Origin of the sequence: Thioclava nitratireducens (genome assembly GCF_001940525.2) — a bacterium.
GTDB lineage: Bacteria > Pseudomonadota > Alphaproteobacteria > Rhodobacterales > Rhodobacteraceae > Thioclava > Thioclava nitratireducens.
Window position 1 is genome coordinate 3,384,521 of record NZ_CP019437.1, and the last position, 24,814, is coordinate 3,409,334.

Genomic DNA, 24,814 nt, shown 5'->3' on the forward strand with positions numbered 1-24,814 from the left:
GCGCGAACGACGTACCCTTTCACTGGAGAGCGCGCAGAGACGTCAGGACGTCGTAATTCGGGCAATCCGTCGGGATGGCCTGCGGCCCCTCACCTTTCTCGGCCAGAACAGCGAGGCAGAATTCGGTGCGCCCGCAGGTCGCACAGGTTGTGATCATCTCGGCAAAGTCGGCTTGTGTGAGAAAGCCGTCACGCATCGCTTCGGAAATGTTCACTCCGAGACGCCGCGCCATGCCGCGCGTCACCCAGAAGTTCAGATCGACATCGCTTTGCATTCCCATCATTCCACTCCTTCGGGTTCAGCCCCAATGGTCGCGCGCAGCCGCGTCATCATCAGGCGGTTTTCGCAATAGGCGGGAGGTGCTTTCGCGGGGTTCATTTGCGGATCGTGCTCGGCCAGCCAGAGCAGGCAGGCCCCGGCTTCGCGGCACTTGGTGCAGCGGATCAGCGCGTCTTTCCATGCTTCGCCGCTGAGCCGCCCGGCGGCCATCTCCATGCTGAGATCGCCGCCCATCTGCTGCGCCATGCGGTTCATCATCGACGCATGGCGATTGAGGTGCTTGGCAGCGGTCATGGCAGCCTCCCTTGAAACAGTCATCCCGGTGATGGGCCGACTCTGCCGCAGGGGCCGTGATTTCGATATGATTCAGATCAAGCGTCGCGTTCCGCTCTGTCGCTGTCGAGGTCATGGCCGACGTCACAGTCCAGATCGGGAGCAAAGCGCGCGGCCAGCGCCTGTGCTTCCTCCGCGATCACCGCGCGGTCGCGCCTCAAGGTCATCGCGGATTGCGAATGGGCGGCTGCGCGCAGCGCCTGATGTGCGGCGGGACGGCCGAAATGAGCGGGATGCATCTCGGCCAGAGCTTCCAGCACCTCCTGCTGGCGCAGCGCGACCTCCAGATGCCCGGCTCCGTCGCGCGCGATCGCGGCGAACGCGTCCTCGGTATACTGCTCGGGCGTCACCGCGCGCACATAGACGCGGTCGAAGACGCAATCGGGGCTCTTCGGTGGATGCCAATCGGCCAGCACCCGCACCAGACGCCCGAGAATATCGATACCGGTTCCGGGGTCGTTGATCGCCGGCGAAAGCGCGCGCGAGGCAATCTCGGCCAGCGCGATCAGGCCGAATTGCGGATCCTGGTCGAAATCGCGCGCGTGATCGATGGTGAAGGCGTCGCGCGCGGCCTCCTCGATCGCCTCGCGGGTCTCGGCGTCGCCCGGCAGCGCGTCGCATCGCACCAGATCGGATGCGCCGTGGACGAATTCGCCAGTCCGTCCGCAAAGCCAGATGTGGCAGTCATGCGTCTCGGCCACCTTTTGCAGCGCCCCCATGTCGACATGTTGCACATGGCCGGTCCGCGTCGACGTGATCCCGAATACCCCGGGGGGCGGGTCTTCCCATTCCTTGCCGCCGAGCCACGGCCGCTCGCAGCGCGCTTTCAGCGCCGTGCTCGCAGCGTCCTCGACCCGGCTGATCACATCGCCGAGCCGTCCGAACTCGCTCAGATGCTGCACCCAGCGCAACAGCGATATCACCACCATCGCCACCACGCCGAGCGTGACGACCAGCAGGATGAATCGCCCGGAGTCGTCATAGACATCCGTCTCGAGCGCGATGATCCCGACCAGCGAAAAGACGAAAGAGCCGATGAAGCTCGCCAGCACGTTCTGGGTCACGCGGTCGGTCTGCATCAGCTTGATCGCGCGCGGCGTGGCTCCGGTCTGGGCCGAGCTGAACGCGGTGATCATGATCTGCAGCGAAAACGTCGTGACGGTCAGCATCGCGGTGGCGATGATCTTCAGGATCGGCTCCACCGAGCCCGCGCCCATCTTGTAGCCGATATCCGCGGGTACGAGGTAGCCGAAGCCCGCCGATCCCAGCGCGGTCGCGATCCCCAGCACGCCGAAGGCCGTCACCCGCACCCAGATCTCGCGCAGGATAACCCTGAGCCGCCAGCGCAGTCGCGAAAAGATTGTCATAGGTTCTTCGTCCCCGTCCCCTGTTCCCGCGTCCCGGACCCGCCTTTCCCGGCGGCCTCTCTCTCAAATCTCAAGCCCACAGACCTTGGGCGGGTTCCTCAGCTGCCCGCCGGGATCTTGCCCGCGCGCAGTTGGGCAACGGTATTTCGCACCACGTCGAAGCGCAGCTGGTTGGGCGGGTGAGAACCCAGCATCTTGTCGCCCGGGTCCGGCAACCGCAGGAAGAACTGCGCGCCCTTGAGCGGGTCGTAGCCCGCATCCCAAGTGATGATCGTACCGAGCCGGTCGGCCTCAAGCTCGTAATCCTTGGAATAGAGCCGCGAGCCGATTTCGGCCCCGATGCGCCGCGCGCGCTGGATCGTGAGCGGATCGGCGCCCTGTGCCTGCACCGCACGCCCCAGATAAGCCGCCCCCACCGCCGCATCGCGTTCGCGCGCCGCGATATGGCCCGCGATGTGATGCGCGGCCTCGTGGCCGATCACGAAGGCCAGCTCGTCGGCATTGCGCACCTCGGCGATCATCGCGAGTGTCACCCCGATCACCGGACGACCCGAACGATCCATGGTCTGGAAGGCGTTCGCGTCGAGATCAAGCCGGTCATCGACCACGAAAAGGTAGTCGCAATTGAGGTTCCGCGTGCGCTTGCGACATTCCGCCTCGATCTGCGGCTCCATGCGCTCGCCGACATCGACCAGCCGCGTCACCGCCACCTCGGCACGCTTCTTGGCTTCGGGCGAGAGCTCGCTCTCCGGGACGGGCTGCATCGGCGCCATGGTCGGCACGCAGCCCGACAGCAGCGTCGCGGCGAGCGAGAGGGTCACGAGAAGGAAACGGGCGGAAGGCATCGACGGGAAAACACCCCAGAGACAGGATTTGTCCCAGCTTAACGACTTGGCCCGCAGCCGCCTAGTGTCCTCCACGTACTCTCCCGCAAGCGGCGGCGTGATTTCGCTTTTTCGGATCGGCAAGCCGCGCTAGCATGAGGTCATGTTTACCATCGAACACGAATTCGACGCGACCGTGATCACCCTTGTAGACGAAGGGGCGGATCCGCGCGATTATTTGCAGGAAGACATCACGATCAGCTCTTTCGAGGATTGCGTGGTGGTCGAACAGCTCGACGAGCAGACCGAGCAGGTGCAGACGATCACCTTCAGCCATGCCCAGCTGCGGGAGCTGGCGGCGGCGCTCAACCTGCCCGAAGGCGTCTATCGCCTGAAGCAGACCGACAGCACCGCCGAGGACGTCTGAGGGGCCTGCCCGGCCCCGCGCGCCCGCTCAATCGAGACGGAACACCTTGTCGCGCGCGGTCTCGCCCCGGATCAGCGTCAGCCGCGACTTCGCCACACCTAGCGCCTTTGCCAGCAATTTGACGACCGCCGCATTGGCCTTGCCGTTCTCCGGAACGACCGTGACATAGGCCCGAAGCCCCTCTTCCCCGACCCGTATCTCGTTGCGCGACGCTTTTGGCGTCACGCGCAGGGCGATTTCGTTGCCAGGAATTGCGAGGTGGCTGAGATCCGTCATCGTCGCGCAGCATAGGCGCTGCACGATCGCATACAAGACAGTTGCCCATGCTGCTGCGGTTGCAATCACATGCCGAGCGCCCGATATCTGGCGCAACAGACGGAGATTTTCATGACTGAACTGCCCGAAGTGAACCCGGCCGAGCGCAATGACGCGGCGATAGCTTTCCTTCTGACCCGCCGGTCGCGCCCGGCGAAAACCCTCAAGGCTCCTGCCCCCGACGAGGCCGCGCTGCGCGAGATCCTGACGGCCGCAGCGCGCACTCCCGATCACGGCAAGCTGGAGCCGTGGCGCTTCCTCACCATCACGCGCGAGGCCGCGCAGCGGCTGGGTGCCGAAGCCGAGGCGCGCGCCAAAGCACAGGGCCTTCCCGATGAGAAGATCGCGAAGGCCGGCAAGCAGTTCCATGACAGCCAACTTTGCGTCGCGGTAGTGTCCTCGCCCAAGCAGAGCGAGAAGGTTCCGCAGGTCGAGCAACTCTATTCGGCGGGCGCGGTCTGCCTGTCGCTTCTGAACGCGGCACTCGCGGCGGGCTGGGGCGCGAACTGGCTGACCGGCTGGGCCGCGCATGACGAGGCCTTCGGGCGCGAGATGCTGGGCCTCAAGGACGGCGAAAGCGTCGCGGGCTTCATCCACTTGGGTACCGAAGGCGTGACGCCGCCCGAACGTCCCCGTCCCGACCTCGACGCGATCACCACGCGGATTTCGGAATGATCATTTCAAGCTATCTGAAAGCCTGGACCGACCTGCTGCGGCCCGGCGCGATGAAAGTCGTGGGCTTCGGCGTGGCGCTGTCGCTGGGCCTTCTGGTTGCGATCTATGCCGCGATGGTGATGCTGATCGGCTGGCTGATCCCCGACAGTTTTTCGCTGCCCTTCATCGGCGAGATCGGCCATATCGACACCGCGCTGTCGATCGTCTCGGCGGGGGTGATCCTCTTTGCATCGGTCTTCCTGATGGTGCCCGTGGCCTCCGCCTTCACCGGTTTCTTCCTCGAAGACGTGGCGGAGATGGTGGAGGACGTCCACTACCCGACGCTGCCGCCGGTGCGCAAACTCACCTTCGCGGAAGGGATGCGCGACACCGTACGCTTCTTCGGCGTGATCCTTGCGGCCAACATCATCGCGCTGATGATCTACCCCTTCGTGATCCCGCTTGCGCCGCTGATGTTCTTCGGGCTCAATGGCTACCTTCTGGGGCGTGAATACTTCCAGATGGCGGCTTTCCGGCGGATGGAACGCGAGGCGGCGCTCGAACTTTACGAACGCAACAAGGTCACGATCTGGGCCGCGGGCGCGCTGATGGCGGTGCCGCTGTCGATCCCGCTGGTGAACCTGTTCGTGCCGGTGCTGGGAGCCGCAGGCTTCACCCACCTCTTCCACGCGATCACCGGTCGCCGTGGATAAGGGGCGGCGCCGAGGCGCCGCTCACATCTCTTCCTTGATGCCCTTGCGGATCAGCAGCCAGTTCACCGGGTAGGCGGTCACGAAACCGGCCATCATCGCGATCTGCATGGCGAACCAGAATTCCGGGTCGGCGGCGTTGATCTCCGCGCCCCAGAGCCCTTTGAACACGGCGAAATGGAAGATCGCCATCATACCGTACATGCCGATCTGCCACGAGGTGAGCGAAGCCACATCGGCCTTCGCCGCCTCCTTGAGTCCCTCGCCAAGCCCGAGCCCGCGCATCGGGGCGATCGAGAAATACTGGAACACGATCCCGATCGCGAGGGCGAAGACGTAATCGAGCCCCCAGACCGCAAAGATCTTGTGCCCCCAGAAATCCGGCCAGCCGAACGCGACCAGAATCACTGGAACGGCGAGCGCGAGGTTCTCGGCCAGAATGTCACCCAAGGTGCAGCCCGCGCCGCAATGCAGTGTCCCCTTCGCGACCGAGACCGGGAAGGGCGCATTACCATGGCCCGGAAAGCGACTGTGCAACCAGATTACTAGTGGTCCGCCAAACAGCCCGCAAATCGGCCAGACCCACGCCATGATGGCCATGTGAGGCGGGTTTCGACGCACCTGCACGAGAAGATAGATGAACGAGAGCACGCCTACAGCAAGCGATAACCAGCTCAGAACGGTAAACCAGTTTGGTGTCATGGGAGGCTCCTTTCAGCCCCCCAACCCGGCTGATCAGATGCGGTTCCCGGCGCGGTCAGCGGCGCAACTGCCCGAAGAAGTCGATATCTTCCAAAGTGATGATCCCCGACAGCAGCACTGCCGCGATGACCGCCCAGAGCACGATGGTGACAACGGTGGTGATCTTCACCTTCGCGCCCAGATGCGCCTCGTGCGGTGCGCCTGCGGGAGTGCCCGGCACGACCTCGTCCACATCGCCTTGCGTTTTCAGACGAACCGGCAGGACCATGAAGAAGATCATGAACCAGATCACCGCGAAGAGAATGATGCCGCCCGTGAGACTCATCAGACCTGCTCCAGTTCGATCAGGCAGCCGTTGAAATCTTTCGGGTGCAGGAACAGCACGGGCTTGCCATGCGCACCGATCTTCGGCTCACCGCTGCCCAGAACCCGCGCGCCGTCCGCCTTGAGCTTGTCGCGGGCCTCGAGGATGTCCTCCACCTCGAAACACATGTGATGGATGCCGCCCGCGGGGTTCTTTTCCAGAAAGCCGTTGATCGGACTGTCCTCGCCCAGCGGGTAGAGCAGTTCGATCTTGGTGTTGGGCAGTTCGATGAAGACGACCGTGACGCCGTGATCGGGCTCGTCCTGCGGCGCGCCAACATTGGCACCCAGCGTGTCGCGATACTTGGCCGAGGCCGCCTCGAGGTCAGGCACGGCAATGGCGACATGGTTCAGGCGTCCGATCATCTGGGTCTCCTCCGGTGATATGGATCAAGGGGTAGCGGGGCGTATCGGTTCGCGCAAGCCTGGATGCCCCTGTTCGCGTTAACACGGAGTTAGGCACTTTGCCCCTTACTGGAGAGGACCTGCCGAATCTCGAGAATCCGACGATTTCCATATCGACTGGGGGCCGCCATGAGCGACACGATACCGAACCCGACCCGCACTCCGACGCCGGAGCGTCCGCTGACCGGACTGACGGTGCTGTTGGTGGAGGACAGCCGCTTCGCCTCCGAAGCGGTGCGTCTCCTGTGTCTGCGCTCGGGCGCACGAATCCGTCGCGCCGATTGCCTCGCCTCGGCGGACCGCCACCTCAAGACCTACCGCCCTTCGATCGCGATCGTGGATATGGGCCTGCCCGACGGATCAGGCGGCGATCTCATCGCCGAAATCCGAGGGTTGCACGGCCCGCATCCGGTGATCCTCGGCACCTCGGGCGATACCGCGCTGAAGGAGGCCGCTCTTGCCGCGGGGGCGAACGGGTTCCTCGACAAACCGATCGAGAGCCTTGCGCTATTTCAGGACACGATCCTCTCCGCCCTTCCCGAAGAGATGCGCCCGCTCGGGTGGCGCCCGCTCGCCGATCTCGTGGTCGAACCGGACCCGCTCGCGCTGCGTGACGACCTGCAACGCCTATCGAACCTCCTGCACGCGGTCGGGGCGGGCATGCCGCTCCCCGCCCTGCCCTACGCGGCGCATTTCTTGTCGAGCGTCGCCCGCTCGGCGCATGACGCGGCACTTGGAGACGCGGCGCAAAGGCTCGGCCGCCGCGGCGGCCCATCGCGCGACGACATGACCCGGGTCACGGAATTGCTCGACGAGCGGATCGCGGCGGCCGGGGCATTCTGACGCGGTCGAGGAACCGCCCGCAAGACTTCGCGTTGCCAAAACGAGTTGAAGCAACGGAGGACCGCCAGATGAGCTCGATCTACGACGCCATCAAGCAAGATCACGAAAACCACCGCGCCCTGATGAAGAAGATCGCCGATACGTCCGGCGACAGCGCCGCGCGCACCGAAGCGTGGAAAGAGTTCTATTACGACATCAAGTCCCACGCAGCCGCCGAGGAAGAGACCTTCTATTCCAAGCTGATGACCAAGACCTGGGGCCAGGATTCCGCGCGCCACTCGGTCGAGGAACATGCCGAGCTCGACGATCTGCTCGAAGAACTCAACGAAATGGACATGGCGAGCCCCGGTTGGCTCAACAAGTTCCACAAGCTGGAGCATGATTACAACCACCACATGGACGAGGAAGAGGACGAAATCTTCGGCCGTGCCAAGGAAGTGATCGACGACAGCGAGATCGAGGATTACGGCGAGAAATTCGTCGCGCGTAAGAAAAAGGAGATGAAGCTGGTCGACGAGAAGCGGAACGACGACCCTGAAGGCTGATCGGGCTTCCACCTGAGGCTGGCGCGGCACCTGCCGCAAAACATTCCGCTGCGGCTGCATCTTTCCTCCGACGCGAATAGAAAAAGGCCCCGCTCGATCCCGAGCGGGGCCTTTTAGATTCGGACGATAGCGCCGGGATCAGTCTTCTTGAGGAAGAACCCGCAGGCGCAGCTCGCGCAGCTGTTCGTTCATCGGCTCCGACGGCGCGCCCATCATCAGGTCTTCTGCGCGCTGGTTCATCGGGAACATGATGACTTCGCGGATATTTGCGGTATCGGCGAGGATCATCACGATCCGGTCGATGCCGGCGGCGCAACCACCGTGCGGCGGGGCGCCGTATTTGAACGCCTTGACCATACCGCCGAAGCGCTTCTCGACCTCGGAGGCCGGGTAGCCCGCGATCTCGAACGCCTTGTACATCGTCTCGAGCTTGTGGTTCCGGATCGCGCCGGAAAGGATCTCGTAACCGTTGCAGGCGAGGTCATACTGGTAGCCTTTGACCTGCAGCGGGTCGCCTTCCAGCGCCTCCATGCCGCCCTGCGGCATCGAGAACGGGTTGTGCGAGAAGTCGATCTTGCCCTCGTCATCTTCCTCGTACATCGGGAAGTCGACGACCCAGGCGAACTTGAACTTGGTCTTGTCTGTCAGGCCCAGCTCTTCGCCGATTACGTTGCGCGCACGACCGGCGACGCCCTCGAAACTCGACGGCGCGCCGCCGAGGAAGAAGGCCGCATCGCCTTCGCCCAGACCCAGCTGCGCGCGGATCGCCTCGGTCCGCTCGGGGCCGATGTTCTTCGCCAGCGGGCCTGCGCCTTCGAGCGAGCCATCCTCTCCCTTGCGCCAGAAGATGTAGCCCATTCCCGGCAGGCCCTGCTCCTGCGCGAATTTGTTCATCCGGTCGCAGAACTTGCGCGAACCGCCCGTGGGGGCCGGGATCGCGCGGATCTCGGTGCCGTCCTGCTCCAGCAGCTTGGCGAAGATGGCGAAGCCCGAGTCGCGGAAGTGATCCGAGACCACCTGCATCTCGATCGGGTTGCGCAGGTCGGGCTTGTCCGAGCCGTATTTCAGCATCGCCTCGGCATAGGGGATGCGGGGCCAGTTCGGATCGACGGTGCGGTCGTCGCCGAATTCCTCGAACACGCCCTGGATCACCGGCTGCATCACGTTGAAGATGTCTTCCTGCTCGACGAAGCTCATCTCGACGTCCAACTGGTAGAAGTCGGTGGGCGAACGGTCGGCGCGCGGGTCTTCGTCACGGAAGCACGGTGCGATCTGGAAATACTTGTCGAAGCCGCCGACCATGATCAGCTGCTTGAACTGCTGCGGCGCCTGCGGCAGCGCGTAGAACTTGCCCGGGTGCAGACGCGAGGGCACGAGGAAGTCGCGTGCGCCTTCGGGCGAGGAGGCGGTGATGATCGGCGTCTGGAACTCGTTGAAATCGGCGTCCCACATGCGTTTGCGCATGGATTTCACGACATTCGAGCGCAGGATCATCTTGTCATGCAGGCTCTCGCGGCGCAGGTCGAGAAAGCGATAGGACAGACGGGTCTCTTCGGGATATTCCAGCTCGCCGAAGACCGGCAGCGGCAGTTCCTCGGCCTCACCCAGGATTTCGATGTCGCGAACATAGACCTCGATCTCGCCGGTCGGAATCTTCGGGTTGATCAGGCTCTCGTCGCGCAGTTTCACGGTGCCGTCGATGCGGATCACCCATTCCGAGCGCACTTTCTCCATCGTCTTGAACGCCGGACTGTCGCCGTCGCACAGAACCTGCGTCATCCCGTAATGGTCGCGCAAATCGATGAAGAGCACGCCTCCGTGATCGCGCACGCGATGGACCCAGCCCGCAAGGCGGACGGTCTCACCGGCGTTGGCGGCGCTCAGATCGGCGCAGGTATGGCTGCGAAAGGCATGCATGGGAGGCTCCCGGATCGAGAATTGCGTATAGTCGCGCCGATACACCCGTTGAGAGCGCAAAAGTCAAGCTGTGCGGAGGAACACAGGCACGTCTCGAGCCGATCACGCGCGCGTGGCTCGAAAAAGAGTAAATTTTCGGTTAACTTCAGTGAGAACGGGAACTTTGGTAATTTCACAAAGGTTACCGTCGTGAAGACACACGCTGGAGCCTGCCAGCCCCGGCACGATCCGGAGAGACCGCATGAGAGCTTGGGACTCGCTTCTCGACCGTATGTTGCGCCACCTGATCCGCAGGGGCACACTCGAACTCGTCTATCCTGACGAAACCCTCATACGCTATGGCGACGGCACCGGGAATCCGGTCCGCGTTACCATGAGCAACCCGGAACTGACGAAGAAGATCGTGCTGCGGCCCGACCTCGGTGTCGGCGAAGGCTACATGAACGGCGACTATACGATTGCCGATGACGACCTGCGCGGATTTCTCGCGCTCGCAATCCGCAACCAGACCGGCTCGGGCATGCCATGGTTCGAGAAGCCGCGCGAGGCGAGCCGCTTTTTCGGTCGCCGTTTCGCGCAGTTCAATCCGGTCAACAAGGCCCGCACCAACGTGGCGCATCACTATGACCTGTCTGGCGAACTTTACGATCTCTTTCTCGACGAGGATCGGCAATATAGCTGCGCCTATTTCGAGCGTCCCGACATGACGCTGGAGGAGGCGCAGGAGGCCAAAAAACGCCATATCGCCAAGAAGCTGCTGATCGAACCGGGGATGACCATTCTTGACATCGGCTGCGGTTGGGGCGGCATGGCGATGACGCTGGCGCGCGATTTCGGCGCGAAAGTGGTGGGCGTGACGCTCTCGACCGAACAGCACGCGCTGGCCCGCAAGCGGGTGAAAGAGGCCGGGCTCGAAGACAAGATCGACATCCGTCTGACAGACTATCGCGACGTGACCGACAAGTTCGACCGCATCGTCTCGGTCGGCATGTTCGAGCATGTCGGCGTGCCCCATTACCGGGAATATTTCGCGAAGGTCCGCGAGTTGCTGAAACCGGGTGGCATCTCGCTGATCCATTTCATCGGACGTTCAGGCCCCGGCGGCGCGACGGCCGATTTCATCACCAAATACATCTTCCCCGGCGGCTATTGCCCCGCCATGTCCGAAGCGTCGAACGCGGTCGAACACGAAGGGCTCATCACCACCGATCTCGAAGTGTGGCGGCTGCATTACGCGGAAACGCTGCGCCACTGGTGCGATCGGTTCGAGGCGAATATCGACAAGGCGGTCGCACTCTATGACGAGCGGTTCTGCCGGATGTGGCGCTTCTACCTCGTGGCCTCGGAGATGGCCTTCCGCCATGGCGGACAGGTCGTGTTCCAGTACCAGCTGGCCCATGAGGTCGGCGACGTGCCGCTGACCCGCGATTACCTCTATCGGGACGACGACGAACAGGAACACAGGCTGGCTGCCGAATAGGCGGGTATCCCCTCACCGGGCCGAAATCGGGTCGCGCCCTCGCCGCGCGCGGCCTTGGCGGGGTTGGGCCCGCGCCTTCGCGTCATCCCGCAACCCGGCTATCGCGTCCTGACCCTCTTGCGACGCCTGACCCTTTGCGTATAAAGCGCCTCAATTTGCGCAGCGACCAGAGGGGATTCCCATGCCGAAGAGAACAGACATCACGTCAATCCTCATTATCGGCGCCGGGCCCATTGTGATCGGGCAAGCCTGCGAGTTCGACTATTCGGGTGCCCAGGCCTGCAAAGCCCTCCGTGAAGAAGGCTACCGCGTCATCCTCGTCAACTCCAACCCCGCGACGATCATGACCGATCCGGGTCTGGCCGACGCCACCTATATCGAACCGATCACGCCGGAAGTCGTGGCCAAGATCATCGAGGCCGAGCGCCCCGACGCGGTGCTGCCGACGATGGGCGGGCAGACCGGCCTCAACACGGCGCTTGCTCTGGCCGATATGGGCGTGCTGGAGAAATTCGGCGTCGAGCTGATCGGTGCGAACCGTGACGCGATCGAGATGGCCGAAGACCGGAAGCTTTTCCGCGAGGCGATGGACCGGATCGGCCTCGAGAACCCGAAAGCGACCATCGTATCCTCGCCCAAGCGTGAGAACGGCACCTATGACGTCAACGAGGGTGTGCGTCAGGCGCTGGTCGAGCTGGAGCATATCGGCCTGCCCGCGATCATCCGCCCCGCCTTCACGCTGGGCGGCACCGGCGGCGGCGTGGCCTATAACCGCGAAGACTACGAGCGCATTTGCCGCTCGGGCCTCGACGCCTCTCCCGTCTCCCAGATCCTCGTCGACGAGTCGCTGCTGGGCTGGAAGGAATTCGAGATGGAGGTCGTGCGCGACCGCGCCGACAACGCCATCATCGTCTGCGCCATCGAGAACGTCGACCCGATGGGCGTCCATACCGGTGACTCGATCACCGTGGCGCCCGCGCTGACGCTGACCGACAAGGAATACCAGATCATGCGCAACGGCTCGATCGCCGTGCTGCGCGAGATCGGCGTCGAGACCGGCGGATCGAACGTGCAATGGGCGATCAACCCCGAAGATGGCCGCATGGTCGTGATCGAGATGAACCCGCGCGTATCGCGCTCCTCGGCGCTAGCCTCCAAGGCCACCGGCTTCCCGATCGCCAAGATCGCGGCGAAACTCGCCGTGGGCTACACGCTGGACGAGCTCGACAACGACATCACCAAGGTCACGCCCGCCAGCTTCGAGCCGACCATCGACTATGTCGTCACCAAGATCCCGCGCTTCGCCTTCGAGAAATTCGCAGGCTCCAAGCCGGAGCTGACGACGGCGATGAAATCGGTGGGTGAGGCGATGGCGATCGGCCGGACCTTCCACGAATCCGTGCAGAAGGCGCTCGCCTCGATGGAGACGGGCCTCAGCGGCTTCGACGAGATCGAGATCGACGGCGCGCCGGAGAAAGCCGCCGTCATCAAGGCGATCTCGCAGCAGACGCCCGACCGGATGCGCCTGATCGCGCAGGCGATGCGCCACGGGCTGAGCAATGAGGAAATCCAGCACGCGACCGCGTTCGATCCGTGGTTCCTCGCCCGCATCCGCGAAATCGTCGAGGCCGAGAACGAGATTCGCAAGAAGGGCCTGCCGCTCGACGAAAAGGGTCTTCGCAATCTCAAGATGATGGGCTTCACGGACGCGCGTCTCGCCAAGCTGACTGGCCGCGACGAAGCGCAGGTCCGCCGCGCCCGCCGCAACCTTGGCGTCACCGCGGTCTTCAAGCGCATCGACACCTGCGCCGCCGAATTCGAGGCGCAGACGCCCTACATGTACTCGACCTACGAGGCCCCCGCGATGGGCGAGGTCGAATGCGAGGCGCGTCCCTCCGACCGCAAGAAAGTGGTCATCCTCGGTGGCGGTCCGAACCGGATCGGCCAGGGGATCGAGTTCGACTATTGCTGCTGCCACGCCTGTTTCGCGCTGACCGACGCGGGTTACGAGACCATCATGGTCAACTGTAACCCCGAGACCGTATCGACCGACTACGACACCTCGGATCGCCTGTATTTCGAGCCGCTGACGCTGGAGCACGTCCTCGAAATCCTGCGGGTGGAGCGTGACAACGGCACGCTGCACGGCGTGATCGTGCAATTCGGCGGCCAGACGCCCCTGAAACTCGCAAACGCGCTGGAGGCCGAAGGCATCCCGATCCTCGGCACCACGCCCGACGCGATCGACCTTGCCGAAGACCGCGAGCGGTTCCAGGACCTGCTCAACCGGCTGGGCCTGAAGCAACCGGTCAACGGCATTGCCAGCTCCGACGAGCAGGCCTTCGAGATTGCGGGCCGCGTCGGCTATCCGCTGGTGATCCGTCCCTCCTATGTGCTGGGCGGCCGCGCGATGGAAATCGTGCGCGACCTCGACCACCTCAAGCGCTACATCAAAGAGGCGGTGGTGGTCTCGGGCGACAACCCGGTGCTGCTCGACAGCTATCTGGCGGGCGCCATCGAGGTGGACGTGGATGCGCTCTGCGACGGCGAAAGCGTCCATGTTGCGGGCATCATGCAGCATATCGAGGAAGCCGGCGTCCACTCGGGCGACTCCGCCTGCTCGCTGCCGCCCTACTCGCTGAGCCCCGAGATCGTGGCCGAGCTGAAGGTGCAGACCGAGAAGATGGCCAAGGGCCTCAACGTGGTCGGCCTGATGAACGTGCAATTCGCGATCAAGGACGGCGAGATCTATGTGCTCGAAGTGAACCCGCGCGCCTCGCGCACCGTGCCCTTCGTCGCGAAAGCCACAGACTCGGCCATCGCCTCGATTGCGGCGCGCCTGATGGCGGGCGAGAAGCTGTCGGCCTTCCCGGCGCGCCCGCCCTACCCCGAAGGCGTCGGCCCCGACACGCCGCTGCCCTTCGCCGATCCGCTGACGCTGGCCGATCCGCAAACGCCGTGGTTCTCGGTCAAGGAAGCCGTGCTGCCCTTTGCCCGCTTCCCGGGTGTCGACACGCTTCTCGGCCCGGAAATGCGCTCCACCGGCGAGGTGATGGGCTGGGATCGCGACTTCCCGTCGGCCTTCTGGAAAGCCCAGCTCGGCGCGGGCACCGTGCTGCCTGAAAGCGGTCGCGTGTTCTTCTCGATCAAGGATTCCAACAAGACCGACGATCTGGCCGAGGCCGCCGCCACGCTGATCTCGATGGGCTTCACCATCGTCGCGACCGGCGGCACCGCCGCTTGGCTCGCCGAGCATGGCGTGGAAAGCGAGAAGGTGCTGAAGGTCTATGAGGGCCGCCCGAACATCGTCGACCGGCTGAAGAACGACGAGATCGACCTCGTCTTCAACACCACCGATGGCAGTCAGGCGATCTCGGACAGCCGCGACATCCGCGCGGTCGCGCTCTATGACAAGATCCCCTACTTCACCACCGCCGCCGCTTCGATCGCCGCCGTCGCAGCGATCAAGAGCCGCAAAGAGGGCGAAGTCCACGTCCGCTCGCTACAGTAAGCGACCGCGCCAGTTCAGAAAGACATGTGTCCTCCGAAGCACAAGCTTCGGAGGACATTCATTTTTCACATTCCGGATATTCTACACGCTCAATGACCGGATCGAGTTCAACGCGAGCCTCGACAACTTCAACGTCTCGTACCTCAACACCAACCGCGTGTCATTCGGGATGGATTACCGTGTGAACGACGCCTTCACGCTGAACGGCACTGTCGGCCACCTCGACATGGGCTATGGCGGGGCTTCGGACTTCATCTCCATCGGCGCGAAATTCACCTTCGGTCCGAACAAAGGCGCGACATTCGAGCAGCGCGACCTTTTGCGCTATCTGCCTGGACAAGGTAACTCTGCTGCCTGACCGGTCGGACGGCTTATACTCATGACAAGGGCGGCTCCAAGTCGCCCTTTTTCATCCCCGCTGCCCGCGAGGTGCCCCCGTCACGCCCGCTGCGCCCGCCGGGCGAGCCAGCTTTGCCACGCGCCCGGAGACCCCGCGAAAGCGTTCATGTCCACCGTTCCGGGCACGCCGGGCACCACGCCCGTGCCGCTATATTGCCAGAAGCTCCAATCGGCGCCGGGGTAGCGCTCCATCGGGTGCGCGGTGACCGAGCGCAGCCACATCTCGTAGCCCGAGAAACGCGACAGGTCGTTGTCACGCCAGAAGTCGATCGTCGTGTAGATGACCGGTTTCGTGCCGTAATGACGCGTCAAAGCAGCGAGGAAGCGGTGCATCTCGGCGCGGGTGACGTGGGCCGCGGGGCGGCGCTGGCAGGTGCGCGAGGTGTGGTTCCACTCGATATCCAGCACAGGCGGCAGATCCCCCCGCCGGCGCGGCACGTTGCGGATATACCAATCCGCCTGCTCTTCGGGGGAACGGCAGAAATAATAGAAGTGATACGCCCCCACCGGCACGCCCGCTGCCCGCGCGCGGGTCGCGTTGATGTGGAAACCGGGATCGGAGTGATCGCCGCCCTCGGTCGCCTTGAGCCACGCGAAGGACACGCCAGCCGCGCGCGCCCGTCGCCAGTCGATCTCGCCCTGATAGCGCGCGGCGTCGATCCCGTGGACCGGCAACCGCGCTGGCGCCAGACCTTCCCAGTCATGCGGATCGGTATCGCCGAAGCGCGCAGGGATGCCGCTCGCCCGGTAGTTCGAGGCGGACAACACGGCCGGACGCATCAGCGTGGCCTGTTTGCCGCCCGGCCCGCCACCGCAGCCCGCCAAGGCCAAGGCCGCGCCCGAGACGAAGAACCTGCGTGAAATCCCCATGCTCACTCCCCCGTGATTTTTTCCCAGCCTCTCATGCAAACGCCCGCCTGTCATCGCTGACAGGCGGGCGTCTTTTGACATCGGCGAGGCTTCGCCTAAAGGGTCCGGGTCAGGTCCGTGGGCCGAAATCGGCGCTAGTCAGCACGCCGTCCCCGTTGCGATCGCGCATCGCGAACCACCGATCGGTACCGCCCACGAACTCCACGCGCGAGATTACCCCGTCACCATTCGCATCGAAGGCCCGCAGCCCTTCGGCGGCCGGGACATCGTGCCCCGAGCGCATCGCACGGCCCTGACCCTGACGCTTGCCGGGCCCCTGCCCCATACCTTCTGGCATCTGATGCCCCGGACCCTTGCCGGCCGCGCGCTCCATTGCCTTATGCTCGTCGATCATGGCGATCTCCGCTGCGGAATAGGCGTCATCCTCGTTCTCGTCGAACATCGTGAAGATGTCGCCGCGCCGCTCGCGGGCTTCGGACAGCGTGACGCCACCATCGCCATCGAGATCCCATTGCAGGAGGAATTCTTGCCCCGGCACCGGGGCAGTCTGCGCGAAGCCCGGAGCGGCGCCGAGCAGGAGGGCCGCGGCAAACGGGGCGGCAAGAGAGGCGAACCGTTTCATCTGTCTGTCCTTTACAATGTGATGTCGAAAATAAAACGAAACGGCCCGCACCTTTCCGGCGCGGGCCTGACAACATGTCGCAGAGGAGAAGCCTCAGCCTTTCGCGGCAGCCAGCTCGTCCCAGCACGCCAGCGCGTGACCGGCATACATCACACCCGGGCCACCGCCCATCTGGATCGCCATGGCAAGCACGTCGCCCAGCTCCTCGCGCGTGCCGCCCGCTTTCATCAACGCCTCTACATGGAACATGATGCAGGGCTCGCAACGCAGCACGACCGCCATGCCGAGGGCGATGAATTCCTTGGTCTTCACATCGAGCGGCCCATTCTCCTTCACCGCTTTCGACAGCACACCAAAGCCGCCGACTGCGTCGGGGATCGTCTTGTTCATCACGCGTAGCTCGTTGCGCATCTCGTCGATTTTCGCCTTGTAGCTCATCGCAGGTCTCCTTCGCATTTCGTCCCTCGCGGCGTGACACGGGGCGCGGGCGAAATCCTTGACCTGCGTCAATACATTGGCGTGAGCGGGTAACGGCTGATAGCGAGGGGGCTCCGCCCCCGGCGCGGGACACGCGCCTCCCCCGGGATATTTCTCAAGCCCGAAGAGGCGCAAAGCGTCGTCCTCTTCGCCTTGGCGCAAATATCCCCGGGGGTAAATTCGCGAAGCGAAAAGGGGGGCAGCGCCCCCTTCTGCGATCTCCATCGAGAGACAGGCTCAGCCGTCGACGCGGATGCGTGCGTTAGTCGGATCGTGCGGGCTATCCTCGGTCACTTCCGCCGGATAATCGGCACCGAGGATGCGCACGCTCAGCTTGGTGCCCGGCTCGGCCAGATCGGGGCGCACATAGCCCATGCCGATCTGCTTGCCGAAGGCCACCGACCAGCCGCCCGAGGTCAGACGCCCGACCTTCTCGCCGTCCCGCTTGATGACTTCCTTGCCCCATGGATCGGCATCGTCCGGCCCGTCGATCAAAAGCGTCACGCATTTCGAGCGGATGCCGGTGTCGAGCATCGCCTGTTTACCGGTAAACTCCTTCTCGAGGTCGATGAAGCGGTCGAGACCGGCTTCCTGCGGGGTCGCGTCGCGGCCCAGCTCGTTGCCGAAAGCGCGGTAGCTCTTCTCCTGACGCAGCCAGTTCTGGGCGCGCGCGCCGACGAGCTTCATCCCGTGCTTCTCGCCCGCTTCGACCAGCAGATCCCAGAGGTAGCGGCCGAATTCGACCGGGTGATGCAGTTCCCACCCCAACTCGCCGGTATAGGCCACGCGCACGGCACGGACCGGACACATGCCCAGCTCGATATTGCGCATCGAAAGCCACGGGAAGCGCTTGTTCGAAAGAACCGTCTCCGGATAGGCGTCCTTGACGACCTCCTGCAGGATCTTGCGGGCATTGGGGCCTGCGAGCGCGAAGACGCCCCATTGCGTGGTCACGTCGTGGCAATCGACATAGTCGCCGCCCGCCGCGCGGAAATCCTCGATCGATTTGCGCAGGAAGTCGCCGTCGTAATCGGTCCAGGCACCGGCCGAGATCAGGTAGTATTCATCCTCGGCCAGCCGCACGATCGTGTATTCGGTGCGGGTCGTGCCCGCTTCGGTCAGGGCGTAGGTCAGGTTGATCCGACCCACTTTCGGCAACTTGTTGCAGGTGAAGGCATCGAGGAAGGCGGTCGCGCCGGGGCCGCGCACCAAGTGTTTGGTAAAGGCGGAGGCATCGATAAGGCCGGCGGTGTCGCGCAGCGCCTCGGCCTCGGCCTTGGCATATTGCCACCATTCGCCGCGCCGGAACGATCGGCTGTCATGGTCGAAGCTCGAAGGCGCATCCTTGGGCCCGTAGTAGTTCGGACGCTCCCAGCCGTTGGTCTGGCCCATCTGCGCGCCCGCCGCGATCTGGCGATCATAGGCGGGGGCGGTGCGCAGCGGGCGGCAGGCTTCGCGCTCTTCATCGGGGTGGTGCAGGATGAAGACGTGCTCATAGGCCTCTTCGTTCTTGCGCGCCGCGTATTCGGTGGTCATCCAGCTGCCGTAGCGCTTGGGGTCGAGCGAGGCCATGTCGATCTCGGCCTCGCCTTCGACCATCATTTGCGCGAGGTAATAGCCGGTGCCGCCCGCGGCGGTGATACCGAAGGAGAAGCCTTCCGCCAGCCACATGTTGCGCAGGCCCGGCGCCGGGCCGACCAGCGGGTTGCCATCGGGGGTGTAGCAGATCGGGCCGTTGAAATCGTCCTTCAGGCCGACTTCCTCGGAACTCGGCAAGCGATGGATCATCGACATGTATTCTTCTTCGATACGCTCCAGATCGAGCTGGAACAGATCGGCGCGGAAACTCTCCGGCACGTCGTAGAGGAAGCGCGCGGGCGCGTTGCGCTCATAGGGGCCCAAGATCCAGCCGCCGCGCTCTTCGCGGACATACCATTTCGCATCCGCATCTCGCAGCACCGGGTGCTCGGGGTTGCCCTCGGCGCGCCATTTGACGAGCGCCGGATCGGCATCGGTCACGATGAACTGGTGTTCGACGGGAATGGCGGGGATCTTGATGCCCAGCAGGCGGGCGGTGCGCTGCGCGTGGTTGCCGGTGCAGGTCACGACATGCTCGGCGCGGACCTCGATCTCTTCGCCGGAGCCGACAAGGTTGCCGCCCTTCTCGACCATCTTCTCGAGCGTCACGACCCATTCCGAACCGGTCCAGCGATAAGCGTTGACCTGCAGCTTGCGCGCGATCTCGGCACCGTGCTGGCGCGCGCCCTTGGCCATCGCCTGCGTCACGTCGGCGGGATTGATATAGCCGTCCTGCGGGTGGAACAGCGCACCCACGAGGTCTTCGGTGTTCAGAAGCGGCCAACGCTCCTTCATCTGCGCAGGCGTGAGGAACTCGTGATAGACGTCCGCGGTCTCGGCCACGGAAGAATAGAGCTTGTACTCGTCCATCCGTTCCTGCGTCTGCGCCATGCGCAGGTTGCCCACGATCGCAAAACCCGCATTCAGCCCGGTCTCGGCTTCGAGCGTCTTGTAGAAATCGACCGAGTATTTGTGGATGTGGGTCGTCGCGTAGCTCATGTTGAACAGCGGCAGCAGACCCGCGGCGTGCCAGGTCGAGCCCGAGGTCAGTTCGTCGCGCTCGATCAGCAGCGTGTCCCAGCCCGCCTTGGCGAGATGATAGGCGACACCGCACCCGACCGCGCCGCCACCGACGACCAGAGCTTTCACATGGGTTTTCATCGCGGGGCCTCCTTGCCGATACGGACGTAGGGGCAGATTGACCCTCATATTCGCGAACGCAATCCGATCCGGGCGACATTCGCGCGACAAAAACGACAAAACCGCACACGCCACGCTTTGGGCGCGCGGCGCCAGCCCGCCATAGCCCGTTCATGAAAGCCCAAGCCTCGTTGGACGGCCCAGAACCGAGCGATGACATGGTCGTGATGCGAGTCGCGAATTCGTGTTTAGTTCCCGCAAAAAGTAAAAATTTTTCCCTTGCATGCACAGGAACTGTGCGCGGGTTCACCAGTTTTCAGTGCATCAGAGGCGGCGGTGACGGAAAGCAAAGCCGACCCGCCTCGCCTAATTCGAAAGGGAGACGAGATATGAAGAAGCTCATCACCACTACCGCAATCGGCCTGATGCTTGCCCTGCCCGCACATGCCGAAGACAAAGCGAATGCCAACGCCAAGGCGGAAGCCAACGCGAACGCTTCGGCCAGCATGTCGGGCGACATGTTCATGAAGTCGATTCCGGATTCCTTCAACGCCTCGGGCCTCATGGGCAAGCGCGTGTACATCTCGAAGGACAAGGTCGACGCCAAGACCGCGGTCAACGAGGCGCAGGACAACTGGGATGACGTCGGCGAAGTCAGCGACGTCGTGCTCGGCACCGATGGTAAGGTCGATGCCGTACTCGTCGACGTTGGCGGATTCCTCGGCATCGGCGAGAAGACCGTCGCGATCTCGATGGATTCGCTGAACCTGGTTCCCGATGGCGACACCGAAAATTCCTATTTCGTCGTCGCTCAGGGCAGCAAGGACCAGCTGGACCAAGCCCCGAAATACGACGCCGAAATGCAGACCGCGTTCAGCTCGGACACGAAGGGCGAGATGAACGGCAACGACAACGGCGAAGACATGCAGAACGCCGATGCGTCGCAGTCGCAGGATTCGGACATGGACGGCGACAAGATGGAAAACGCCGACGCGTCGCAGAAGATGGATAAGGCTGGCGACAACGCGGAAGCCGCTGCCACCGCGACCGCCGCTGCCGCTGGCGCCGCTGCGAACGAAGCTGCCGACAAGACTGCCAAAGCTGCCGATAACGCAGGCGAAGCGATGGACAACGCTGCCGAGAACACTGCCGACGCTGCTCAGAACGCCGCGCAGGACACCGAGCAGGCGATGAACAACGCCGCCGACAAGACCCAAGAGATGGCGAAAGACGCCGCTCAGAACACCAAGGAAGCCGCGAACGCGACCGGCCAAGCCGTCGAGAACGCTGCTGACAACGCTGGCGAAGCGACCAAGGAAGCCGCGAACGAAACCGGGAGCGCGATCGACGACGCCGTCGACAGCACCGCTGCCGCCGTGGGCACCATGGGGCAAGCCGACAAGGAGAGCGGCCAGAAGGTCGACGTGGCTTCGGTCGATCCCGACACGCTGCGTGGTGAAGGGGTCTATGGCCCGAACGACGACAAGGTCGGCGACGTGTCCGAACTGGTTCAGGGCAAGGACGGTAAAGTCTCGGGCGTCGTGATCGACGTGGGAGGCTTCCTCGGCATCGGCGCCAAGCCGGTCGAGATCAAGGCCAGCGAGCTGACCGTTCTGAAGAACGACACTTCGATCACTGTGCATACGGGTCTGACCGAAGAGCAACTGAAGAAGCTTCCGAAATACGAAGCGAAGTAATCTTCGGATGATGTGACGGAGAGCGGGGGCAGCCCCTGCTCCCAGCGAAGGCCCCGGGACTGTCCCGGGGCCTTTCGTCATTTCGGGCACATTTCGACCTCGGGGTCGCCTGCCACAAATGAAGAGGCCCCGGATCGCACTGACGCATTCCGCGTGGTGGGAGTTTTGATGAGGTATCTCATCGGCGACAAGAGGAACCGAGCGTAGAGCTCGTTGGCCATAGCAAGTACGCGGCGATTTCATCGTCGCCTACTTGCTATGGCGATGTCTCGAAAGCGTGTTGGGCAGGTCGGCTCACGACCAGTTTCATCTGCGGCTTCAGCCGAAGCGGCGGAAAAGACTGAACTGGAAGGACTGGCTTTTGCCCGAGGGAGTCTGATGCAGGTGGTGGCGATGCGCCACGAGTTCGAAGCTTTCTCCAAGCAACTGGGCGAGGTCGTTTGGACTATATCGGGCGACCGAGAGGCCACTACATTTCTCCGGCCCGTCTGGCGCAAAGGTGGCAATGATCGCATGGCCGCCGATGTTCACCGCGCGCGCGAGGTTTTCCAGATAGGCCGCCCGCTCCGCCGCATCGACGAGGAAGTGGAACACTGCCCTGTCGTGCCACAGGTCGTAATGGCGATCAGGAGCCCAAGTGGTGATGTCTACTGAGATCCATTTCACTGTTTCACCGGCTTGTCCCAGCCGGTCTCGGGCTACATCCAGGGCGACCTGCGATAGATCGAGGACTGTGATATCGCGAAGTCCCATCGCGACGAGAGCGCCCGCAAGGCGGGAGGTTCCTCCGCCAATGTCGATGATTGATGAATTCGCAGTTGCGCCAGCCATCTCGATCAGTTCGAGCGAGACCCGTGGATCATCCTGATGCCAACTCAACTGGGCCTCGGACTTCTCGCCATAGACGGTGTCCCAGTGTGCCTTTCTGTCGACCGTCATGTCTCCACGCCCTCCCAACTCATTGCGGCGAAAGCACCCTTCGAAAGACTGCTCCGCCGTCTATCTTCGACCGGAGTAGAAACCAACGCAGGTAACGCCCCAGACACTTCGACGCCGGACCTTAGAAGGGCCCCATGAAGGCGTTGTAGCGGGAGTGTAATGCGTTCACATTCTGGGTGTGAAATGCTTTCTGCGTGGCCTGTTTGCCTGGCTTGTTCTTCTTGGTGAGGAGAACGGCGCGCGGCTTGAAGTCGATACGGATGCTCGTCCGCGAATTTTGCCGCATTCGAAGGTCAAGCTTGTGGCCGAGGGATATTGGCTGCATTCATGAAATCGGAAGCAGAAAGGTCTGAAATCACTGATTTTTCTTTATTCACGCAGGCGCCGCCGAGAAAAAAGTCTCGGATTTACGACATCTTTTTTAGGAACCTGACGCGGCATTTTCCTTAGAAATAATAAAGACCTGCCGTGAGTATCACGACAGGCCCGATCTTTTGGGCCTCCCACCACGCGGAATGCGTCAGGATCGCACCGGGGCCTTTTCTCTGCCACCTGGGGATCAGATCATCGACGGCACGACGAGATCCGGCGGCCGGTGACCGTCGGCGAAGGTCTTGATATTGACCAGTACCTTCTCGCCCATCTCAACACGTCCTTCGACCGTGGCCGAGCCCATATGGGGCAGCAGCACCACGTTCGGCAGCTCGCGCAGACGCGGATTGACGTCCGCGCCATGCTCGAACACGTCGAGCCCGGCCCCGGCCAGCTCGCCCGCCCGCAACGCCCGTGTCAGCGCGTTTTCGTCGATCACCTCGCCCCGCGACGTATTCACGATCACCGCCTCGCGCTTGAGCATCTTCAGCCGCCGCGCATTGAGCAGGTGGAAGGTCGAGGGCGTGTGCGGGCAGTTCACCGAAATCACGTCCATCCGGCTCACCATCTGGTCGAGACTGTCCCAGTAGGTCGCCTCCAGCTCCTCCTCGATATCGGGGTGAACCTTGGTGCGGTTGTGATAGTGGATCTGCATCCCGAAGGCCTTGGCGCGCCGCGCCACCGCCTGACCGATCCGGCCCATGCCGAGAATGCCCAGCCGCTTTCCGCCAATCCGATGGCCCATGAAGGCGGTGGGGGCCCAGCCCTTCCAGTCGCCCGCCTGCATATGCGCGAGCCCCTCGGGAATGCGTCGTGTCACCGCCAGCATCAGCGCGATCGTCATATCCGCCGTATCATCGGTGACGACACCGGGCGTGTTCGACACCAGCACCCCGCGCTGACGCGCCGAGGACACGTCGATATGATCGACCCCGGCGCCGTAATTCGCGATCAGTTTCAGGCGCTCGCCAGCCTGCGAGATCATCGACGCATCGATCCGATCGGTCACGCAAGGCACGAGAACATCGGCGCGCTTCATCGCCTCGACAAGGTCCTCCCGGCTCATCTTGCGATCGTCGTGATTGAGCTCGACCTCGAACAATTCCTTCATCCGGGTCTCGACGACCTCGGGCAGGCGTCGCGTCACGACAACACTCAGGCGCGGTGCAGGCATCTCGGTCCTCTCCTCTCTTCCATCGCGGGGCGGTTGGATGCAAACTGCCCCTCAACGCGGGCAGGCACAAGGCCCGGCAAGAGCAGTAATGGCCGAAATCGACACGCGAGCGCAATTTTATTGCGCACCGGATGTCGCAGACCCGCGGATCAGCCGACGGGCGGGCCGGGATATGAGGCGGATGATGACGGGCAGCAAAATCCTCGCGGCGGTATCCTCAATTGCGATTCTGGTGGGTGCGGTCTGGAGCGTGTCGGGCAATGCCTCGGGCGCGCAATCGAAACCCGACGCGGCACCCTCTCAGACGGCTGCAAGCAGCCAGACCAACAAGCCCCAAGCGAAGCCCGCGGCCGAACCCGATGGCAATGGCCCCGACGTGCAACTGTCGAAACCGCAACATCGCGGCCCCGTCACCCACCTGCCGATCCCGCGCTACGTCTCGCTCAAGGGCTCGAAGGGAAATGTGCGCCGCGGCCCGTCGCTGTCGCACCGGATCGACTGGGTCTTCACCCACCCGGGCATGCCGCTGAAAGTCACCGCAGAATTCGGCCACTGGCGGCGCGTCGAGGATAACGAAGGCCAAGGCGGCTGGATTCACTACACGCTGATCTCGGGCGTCCGGAACGTGATCGTCATGCAGGACATGGTCTCGCTCCATGCCCGTCCCGATCCGAAATCCGCGGTCACTGCCAAGGCGCAGGCCGGAGCGATCGCGCAGCTGGGGGCCTGCACCCACGATTGGTGCGAAATCTCGGGTTCGGGCGCGGATGGCTGGTTACCCAAGACGGAAATCTGGGGCGTCGACCCCGACGAGACCCGTGACTGAGACGCTCTCCTGCGCTAGAGCAACGGCGCAAAGGTAGAGGCGGCG

The 24,814-nt window shown here is 63.5% G+C and carries 25 protein-coding genes; 10 read left to right on the forward strand and 15 right to left on the reverse strand.

Annotated elements, in window-relative coordinates; all coding sequences use genetic code 11:
* Positions 1-19 precede the first annotated feature (19 nt).
* The 4 genes from BMG03_RS16150 to BMG03_RS16165 all read right to left on the reverse strand — a co-directional run bounded on the left by BMG03_RS16150 (position 20) and on the right by BMG03_RS16165 (position 2,899).
* Positions 20-280, reverse strand: coding sequence for a DUF6455 family protein (locus BMG03_RS16150; RefSeq protein ID WP_088719648.1), 261 nt, complete (start codon positions 278-280; stop codon positions 20-22).
* Entirely contained in the window at positions 280-573 is a 294-nt protein-coding gene (locus BMG03_RS16155; RefSeq protein WP_075774134.1) for a DUF6455 family protein, read from the reverse strand. Before BMG03_RS16155 ends, BMG03_RS16150 begins: the two co-directional genes overlap by 1 nt.
* A gap of 77 nt (positions 574-650) precedes the next feature.
* A complete protein-coding gene (locus tag BMG03_RS16160) occupies positions 651-1,979 on the reverse strand; it encodes a DUF2254 domain-containing protein (protein WP_075774133.1) in 1,329 nt (442 codons plus the stop codon).
* A 98-nt stretch (positions 1,980-2,077) separates the two neighbouring features.
* Positions 2,078-2,899 (reverse strand): M48 family metallopeptidase, encoded by an 822-nt coding sequence (locus BMG03_RS16165; RefSeq protein ID WP_244270962.1) that lies wholly within the window; start codon positions 2,897-2,899, stop codon positions 2,078-2,080.
* A 67-nt stretch (positions 2,900-2,966) separates the two neighbouring features.
* On the opposite strand from BMG03_RS16165, the gene BMG03_RS16170 reads away from it, so the two are divergent.
* Positions 2,967-3,230, forward strand: coding sequence for a hypothetical protein (locus BMG03_RS16170; protein WP_075774131.1), 264 nt, complete (start codon positions 2,967-2,969; stop codon positions 3,228-3,230).
* A gap of 27 nt (positions 3,231-3,257) precedes the next feature.
* On the opposite strand, the gene BMG03_RS16175 is transcribed toward BMG03_RS16170, so the two are convergent.
* Positions 3,258-3,506: a DUF167 domain-containing protein gene (locus tag BMG03_RS16175; RefSeq protein WP_075774333.1), complete on the reverse strand. Its 249-nt coding sequence runs from the start codon at positions 3,504-3,506 to the stop codon at positions 3,258-3,260.
* 111 nt (positions 3,507-3,617) lie between these two features.
* On the opposite strand from BMG03_RS16175, the gene BMG03_RS16180 reads away from it, so the two are divergent.
* Both BMG03_RS16180 and BMG03_RS16185 read left to right on the forward strand, forming a co-directional pair.
* The gene (locus BMG03_RS16180) at positions 3,618-4,220 is read left to right on the forward strand and encodes a nitroreductase family protein (protein ID WP_075774130.1); all 603 of its coding nucleotides are present in this window, start codon (positions 3,618-3,620) and stop codon (positions 4,218-4,220) included.
* Positions 4,217-4,912 (forward strand): EI24 domain-containing protein, encoded by a 696-nt coding sequence (locus BMG03_RS16185; protein ID WP_075774129.1) that lies wholly within the window; start codon positions 4,217-4,219, stop codon positions 4,910-4,912. The genes BMG03_RS16180 and BMG03_RS16185 overlap by 4 nt, the downstream gene beginning before the upstream one ends.
* Before the next feature lie 21 nt (positions 4,913-4,933).
* Here BMG03_RS16185 and BMG03_RS16190 read toward each other — a convergent pair whose 3' ends face one another.
* The 3 genes from BMG03_RS16190 to mce are packed head-to-tail and all read right to left on the reverse strand — an operon-like array spanning position 4,934 to position 6,340.
* Positions 4,934-5,611 (reverse strand): DUF4396 domain-containing protein, encoded by a 678-nt coding sequence (locus BMG03_RS16190; RefSeq protein ID WP_075774128.1) that lies wholly within the window; start codon positions 5,609-5,611, stop codon positions 4,934-4,936.
* 55 nt (positions 5,612-5,666) lie between these two features.
* Positions 5,667-5,936, reverse strand: a complete 270-nt coding sequence (locus BMG03_RS16195; RefSeq protein WP_075774127.1) for a DUF1467 family protein — start codon at positions 5,934-5,936, stop codon at positions 5,667-5,669.
* The gene (gene mce, locus BMG03_RS16200) at positions 5,936-6,340 is read right to left on the reverse strand and encodes a methylmalonyl-CoA epimerase (RefSeq protein ID WP_075774126.1); all 405 of its coding nucleotides are present in this window, start codon (positions 6,338-6,340) and stop codon (positions 5,936-5,938) included. The genes BMG03_RS16195 and mce overlap by 1 nt, the downstream gene beginning before the upstream one ends.
* Positions 6,341-6,508: 168 nt before the next feature.
* Between mce and BMG03_RS16205 the strand changes: the two genes are divergently transcribed.
* Positions 6,509-7,222: a response regulator gene (locus tag BMG03_RS16205; protein WP_075774125.1), complete on the forward strand. Its 714-nt coding sequence runs from the start codon at positions 6,509-6,511 to the stop codon at positions 7,220-7,222.
* Positions 7,223-7,290: 68 nt separating this feature from the next.
* Complete coding sequence (locus BMG03_RS16210) at positions 7,291-7,767, forward strand: hemerythrin domain-containing protein (protein WP_075774124.1); 477 nt, start codon at positions 7,291-7,293, stop codon at positions 7,765-7,767.
* A 138-nt stretch (positions 7,768-7,905) separates the two neighbouring features.
* On the opposite strand, the gene aspS is transcribed toward BMG03_RS16210, so the two are convergent.
* Complete coding sequence (gene aspS, locus BMG03_RS16215; RefSeq protein ID WP_075774123.1) at positions 7,906-9,684, reverse strand: aspartate--tRNA ligase; 1,779 nt, start codon at positions 9,682-9,684, stop codon at positions 7,906-7,908.
* A 241-nt stretch (positions 9,685-9,925) separates the two neighbouring features.
* On the opposite strand from aspS, the gene BMG03_RS16220 reads away from it, so the two are divergent.
* From BMG03_RS16220 to BMG03_RS16230, 3 genes are all read left to right on the forward strand, one after another.
* Positions 9,926-11,164: an SAM-dependent methyltransferase gene (locus BMG03_RS16220; RefSeq protein WP_075774122.1), complete on the forward strand. Its 1,239-nt coding sequence runs from the start codon at positions 9,926-9,928 to the stop codon at positions 11,162-11,164.
* A gap of 181 nt (positions 11,165-11,345) precedes the next feature.
* The gene (gene carB / locus BMG03_RS16225; RefSeq protein WP_075774121.1) at positions 11,346-14,675 is read left to right on the forward strand and encodes a carbamoyl-phosphate synthase large subunit; all 3,330 of its coding nucleotides are present in this window, start codon (positions 11,346-11,348) and stop codon (positions 14,673-14,675) included.
* Between the two features lie 169 nt (positions 14,676-14,844).
* Positions 14,845-15,033, forward strand: coding sequence for a hypothetical protein (locus BMG03_RS16230; protein ID WP_075774120.1), 189 nt, complete (start codon positions 14,845-14,847; stop codon positions 15,031-15,033).
* 80 nt (positions 15,034-15,113) lie between these two features.
* Here the strand turns inward: BMG03_RS16230 and BMG03_RS16235 are convergent, their stop codons facing one another.
* The 4 genes from BMG03_RS16235 to BMG03_RS16250 form a co-directional block, all read right to left on the reverse strand.
* Positions 15,114-15,944: a glycoside hydrolase family 25 protein gene (locus BMG03_RS16235; RefSeq protein ID WP_075774119.1), complete on the reverse strand. Its 831-nt coding sequence runs from the start codon at positions 15,942-15,944 to the stop codon at positions 15,114-15,116.
* Between the two features lie 109 nt (positions 15,945-16,053).
* Positions 16,054-16,566 carry an EF-hand domain-containing protein gene (locus BMG03_RS16240; RefSeq protein ID WP_077701300.1) on the reverse strand — a complete coding sequence of 171 codons (513 nt, stop codon included), beginning with the start codon at positions 16,564-16,566 and terminating at the stop codon, positions 16,054-16,056.
* A gap of 93 nt (positions 16,567-16,659) precedes the next feature.
* Positions 16,660-17,004 carry a carboxymuconolactone decarboxylase family protein gene (locus tag BMG03_RS16245; RefSeq protein WP_075774118.1) on the reverse strand — a complete coding sequence of 115 codons (345 nt, stop codon included), beginning with the start codon at positions 17,002-17,004 and terminating at the stop codon, positions 16,660-16,662.
* Between the two features lie 276 nt (positions 17,005-17,280).
* Positions 17,281-19,782 (reverse strand): GcvT family protein, encoded by a 2,502-nt coding sequence (locus BMG03_RS16250; protein WP_075774117.1) that lies wholly within the window; start codon positions 19,780-19,782, stop codon positions 17,281-17,283.
* A 368-nt stretch (positions 19,783-20,150) separates the two neighbouring features.
* Between BMG03_RS16250 and BMG03_RS20900 the strand changes: the two genes are divergently transcribed.
* Positions 20,151-21,458 carry a PRC-barrel domain-containing protein gene (locus BMG03_RS20900; RefSeq protein WP_075774116.1) on the forward strand — a complete coding sequence of 436 codons (1,308 nt, stop codon included), beginning with the start codon at positions 20,151-20,153 and terminating at the stop codon, positions 21,456-21,458.
* 318 nt (positions 21,459-21,776) lie between these two features.
* Here BMG03_RS20900 and BMG03_RS16260 read toward each other — a convergent pair whose 3' ends face one another.
* A complete protein-coding gene (locus tag BMG03_RS16260) occupies positions 21,777-22,397 on the reverse strand; it encodes a class I SAM-dependent methyltransferase (RefSeq protein ID WP_075774115.1) in 621 nt (206 codons plus the stop codon).
* A 559-nt stretch (positions 22,398-22,956) separates the two neighbouring features.
* Positions 22,957-23,943 carry a 2-hydroxyacid dehydrogenase gene (locus tag BMG03_RS16265; RefSeq protein ID WP_075774114.1) on the reverse strand — a complete coding sequence of 329 codons (987 nt, stop codon included), beginning with the start codon at positions 23,941-23,943 and terminating at the stop codon, positions 22,957-22,959.
* A gap of 184 nt (positions 23,944-24,127) precedes the next feature.
* On the opposite strand from BMG03_RS16265, the gene BMG03_RS16270 reads away from it, so the two are divergent.
* Entirely contained in the window at positions 24,128-24,769 is a 642-nt protein-coding gene (locus tag BMG03_RS16270; RefSeq protein WP_077701392.1) for an SH3 domain-containing protein, read from the forward strand.
* The last annotated feature ends 45 nt before the right edge of the window (positions 24,770-24,814 follow it).

Bases quoted from the DNA above. Each gene is read 5' to 3' on its own strand.
- BMG03_RS16195 (WP_075774127.1), bottom strand. From the start codon at position 5,936: ATGAGTCTCACGGGCGGCATCATTCTCTTCGCGGTGATCTGGTTCATG.
- BMG03_RS16205 (WP_075774125.1), top strand. From the start codon at position 6,509: ATGAGCGACACGATACCGAACCCGACCCGCACTCCGACGCCGGAGCGT.
- BMG03_RS16190 (WP_075774128.1), bottom strand. From the start codon at position 5,611: ATGACACCAAACTGGTTTACCGTTCTGAGCTGGTTATCGCTTGCTGTA.
- BMG03_RS16210 (WP_075774124.1), top strand. From the start codon at position 7,291: ATGAGCTCGATCTACGACGCCATCAAGCAAGATCACGAAAACCACCGC.
- BMG03_RS16265 (WP_075774114.1), bottom strand. From the start codon at position 23,943: ATGCCTGCACCGCGCCTGAGTGTTGTCGTGACGCGACGCCTGCCCGAG.
- aspS (WP_075774123.1), bottom strand. From the start codon at position 9,684: ATGCATGCCTTTCGCAGCCATACCTGCGCCGATCTGAGCGCCGCCAAC.
- BMG03_RS16180 (WP_075774130.1), top strand. From the start codon at position 3,618: ATGACTGAACTGCCCGAAGTGAACCCGGCCGAGCGCAATGACGCGGCG.
- BMG03_RS20900 (WP_075774116.1), top strand. From the start codon at position 20,151: ATGAAGAAGCTCATCACCACTACCGCAATCGGCCTGATGCTTGCCCTG.
- BMG03_RS16250 (WP_075774117.1), bottom strand. From the start codon at position 19,782: ATGAAAACCCATGTGAAAGCTCTGGTCGTCGGTGGCGGCGCGGTCGGG.
- BMG03_RS16230 (WP_075774120.1), top strand. From the start codon at position 14,845: ATGGATTACCGTGTGAACGACGCCTTCACGCTGAACGGCACTGTCGGC.
- BMG03_RS16220 (WP_075774122.1), top strand. From the start codon at position 9,926: ATGAGAGCTTGGGACTCGCTTCTCGACCGTATGTTGCGCCACCTGATC.
- BMG03_RS16270 (WP_077701392.1), top strand. From the start codon at position 24,128: ATGACGGGCAGCAAAATCCTCGCGGCGGTATCCTCAATTGCGATTCTG.
- BMG03_RS16150 (WP_088719648.1), bottom strand. From the start codon at position 280: ATGGGAATGCAAAGCGATGTCGATCTGAACTTCTGGGTGACGCGCGGC.
- BMG03_RS16245 (WP_075774118.1), bottom strand. From the start codon at position 17,004: ATGAGCTACAAGGCGAAAATCGACGAGATGCGCAACGAGCTACGCGTG.
- BMG03_RS16185 (WP_075774129.1), top strand. From the start codon at position 4,217: ATGATCATTTCAAGCTATCTGAAAGCCTGGACCGACCTGCTGCGGCCC.
- carB (WP_075774121.1), top strand. From the start codon at position 11,346: ATGCCGAAGAGAACAGACATCACGTCAATCCTCATTATCGGCGCCGGG.
- BMG03_RS16155 (WP_075774134.1), bottom strand. From the start codon at position 573: ATGACCGCTGCCAAGCACCTCAATCGCCATGCGTCGATGATGAACCGC.
- BMG03_RS16170 (WP_075774131.1), top strand. From the start codon at position 2,967: ATGTTTACCATCGAACACGAATTCGACGCGACCGTGATCACCCTTGTA.
- BMG03_RS16240 (WP_077701300.1), bottom strand. From the start codon at position 16,566: ATGAAACGGTTCGCCTCTCTTGCCGCCCCGTTTGCCGCGGCCCTCCTG.
- BMG03_RS16260 (WP_075774115.1), bottom strand. From the start codon at position 22,397: ATGACGGTCGACAGAAAGGCACACTGGGACACCGTCTATGGCGAGAAG.
- mce (WP_075774126.1), bottom strand. From the start codon at position 6,340: ATGATCGGACGCCTGAACCATGTCGCCATTGCCGTGCCTGACCTCGAG.
- BMG03_RS16160 (WP_075774133.1), bottom strand. From the start codon at position 1,979: ATGACAATCTTTTCGCGACTGCGCTGGCGGCTCAGGGTTATCCTGCGC.
- BMG03_RS16175 (WP_075774333.1), bottom strand. From the start codon at position 3,506: ATGACGGATCTCAGCCACCTCGCAATTCCTGGCAACGAAATCGCCCTG.
- BMG03_RS16235 (WP_075774119.1), bottom strand. From the start codon at position 15,944: ATGGGGATTTCACGCAGGTTCTTCGTCTCGGGCGCGGCCTTGGCCTTG.